The sequence below is a fragment of the Allobacillus salarius genome (genome assembly GCF_007559425.1).
In the GTDB taxonomy this organism is placed as follows: Bacteria; Bacillota; Bacilli; order Bacillales; family Alkalibacillaceae; genus Allobacillus; species Allobacillus salarius.
This window is the reverse complement of sequence record NZ_VMHE01000050.1, coordinates 1-2,485: the sequence shown is the minus strand read 5'-3', so window position 1 is coordinate 2,485 and position 2,485 is coordinate 1. Positions and strand designations below refer to the sequence as shown.

Below are 2,485 nucleotides of genomic sequence, written 5' to 3'. Positions count from 1 at the left end.
TGTAGACGTCAAGTAGATTTTTACACTTTTTGCTCGTATCCTTTTTACACTTCCGCTTGAAAAATGCTTTTCCTGTTTTTCATGCGATAACTTTCCTCATTCTCGTCACCATGGATGACTTCTACTCGATGAAGTAAACGATCTAAGATAGCTGTTGTGATCCCTTGATCCCCAATAAGATTACCCCAATCATCAGGACTCTTATTCGAAGTAAGTATAATTGAACTTCGTTCGTATAAATGATTAATCAAATGAAAAAATAAGTTTGCTTCTCTCTGATCCATCGCCATATACATTAAATCATCAATTATTACAAGGTCGGCGTTTCTAATCCTTTTGAGCTGAACTTTAGATTTGTTTAGATACTCTTCTGATTTGAGAAGCTGCACCAGTTCCCCCATTGTAGCGAAATAAACATTGAACCCTCTGTCAACAGCCTCAAGTCCAAGTCCAATTGCAATATAAGTTTTTCCAATGCCAGGCGGACCCAGAATAATTAAATTGTACTGTTGCTCTAGCCAGCTTAGTTCTCGAAGTTGAGAAAGCTGACGAGCAGTCAGAACGCTTTGCCCTTTCAACTCAAACTCATCCAACGACTTTACGAACGGAAAGCGTGCCCATTTCATTCTTTTCTCCAGGCTTTTCGCTTCACGTTTGGTTAATTCATATCGAGTGATAGACTCTAAGAATTCCAAATAGGTCCATGAGGCTTTTTCAGCTTCGCGAAGAAGCTGGGGCAACTCCTCCGCAGTCTCTGCTAAACGTAACTGACGAAATTGATCTTGTAGTTCATGCACAGTCTTGTTCATCATTCCCTACCTCCTAAAATGCTGGTATATGCATTTAGCGAACGGGTGGAAGCTTTGATATGAGAATGCTTTGGAGAACTACTGTAAAAGGATTGTATCTCTTCAATCGGTTCGTCACACAATGTATCAAGGTGATGTGCGATATCGCGGAAATCATTCGCGTTGTAAAGGTTCTCTGTCATGCACTTCTTCAAAGTAGTCTCAATTAAAGCTGGATACTGCTGAATCACCTTATAGATAATCGTAAACTGGTCTCGACGATACCTCGGGTATCTCTTGCTAATCTCATCAAAATAAGCAGTTGCCCAGACCTGATTATCAAAGTAAGAGATAAGGCGTTGCTTAAGCTCCTCGATACCTTTAGAACGATCGCGGATATGGTGCCGGTTTTGAATGAGTTTTCCTTTTTCCGTACTGATAAAATGCTCGGCAATAATCTCACCTTTTGGTTCTTTGCGAATGAGTAGGGTCTCTTCATGTTCGCCTTTCACTTCAATCCATACTAGGTTTTCACTCTTTGTTTGATAAGTCCCAAGTGGAACGGAATAACGGTTAGACTTATACCGAATCGTGTTGTCCTTACTTACACTTCTTGTTATACTTTGATTATTAGTACTTTCATATGAAAGTAACGAAGAGACTGGCTGTAAGTGTTGCTTTTCGAGGAGAAACACTTCTGCTGGTCTTTTTTTCGTTGTCTGGTGAACCTGATGGTTCCCAGTACGCTCGAGCCACTGGATTGCCCGAGCATTCCAATCTTCTATATCACTAAACACACGACTGTCAGCGAAATTGCCTTTTATGTATTTCACTACATTTTCAATCATTCCTTTAGATTCAGGATCAGCTCTTCTACACAGATGAACTTTGAATTTACGCTCATTTACATAGCTTTGAAATTCAGCTGTTAAAAGCAGTTGGCCTGCATTTTCGCTCACTGAAATTAAGTGATCTTGATCATAGACGATTTCTTCTGTTTGTCCTCCATAAAACTGAAATGCATTTTCGTGACAACGAATCGCGTCCCTTGTTGTAAATGGACGGGCTTGCCATTCCATATATTTATGTCTGGAGTGAGCGAGTACAAAGGCAATAAAGTAGAGTTTGATGTCTTTGTTATTTATGGTTTTCTGTTTTGTTTCACCCCAGTCTACCTGGAGTTGTTTACCCATCGGTTGTTCGGGAACTGCTTCGTACTGACGAACAACTACCTTTTTTTCAATCTGATAAACTTCTCTAATATCCTTCACATATGCTCTTACAGTACTTCCACCGACCACTAGGTCGGGATATCTCTCCAAAAGCCAATCATGAATCTGAGCACTACTTAGGTGGGGATACTCTTCTAACCAAGCAAGTATCCAGTCCTTATAGTGATCTAGTTTTCTCTTCTTTCCCAAAGGCTGTTCAGAATAGGCCCTTGCTTCATCGAAGGTCATTTCTAAATACTTATAGACAGTCGGTCTAGAAATTTTAAGTTCCTTAGCGATTTGGGCTACCTTAAATTTTCTCTTATGTAATTCATGTATTTTTATATACAGCACTAACTTCTCCTCCAAAATCCTAACCTCCAGTAAAATAGTGTCACAATCTATTTTACTAAATTAGTAGGTTGATTGAGCAAAAGTGTAAAATCTTATCGAGCAAAAACTGTCAACTTTATTCTAGCGTTTACA

2 protein-coding genes are annotated in these 2,485 nt (G+C 39.4%); both read right to left on the bottom strand.

What is annotated here, in order from left to right; genetic code table 11:
* Nucleotides 1-44: 44 nt before the first annotated feature.
* The gene (gene istB / locus FPQ13_RS12820) at nucleotides 45-809 is read right to left on the bottom strand and encodes an IS21-like element IS643 family helper ATPase IstB (protein WP_144089719.1); all 765 of its coding nucleotides are present in this window, start codon (nucleotides 807-809) and stop codon (nucleotides 45-47) included.
* Nucleotides 809-2,353, bottom strand: a complete 1,545-nt coding sequence (istA, locus tag FPQ13_RS12815; RefSeq protein WP_144089718.1) for an IS21 family transposase — start codon at nucleotides 2,351-2,353, stop codon at nucleotides 809-811. Before istA ends, istB begins: the two co-directional genes overlap by 1 nt.
* Nucleotides 2,354-2,485 lie beyond the last annotated feature (132 nt).

Coding starts and splice junctions, on each gene's coding strand:
- istB (WP_144089719.1), bottom strand. CDS start 809: ATGAACAAGACTGTGCATGAACTACAAGATCAATTTCGTCAGTTACGT.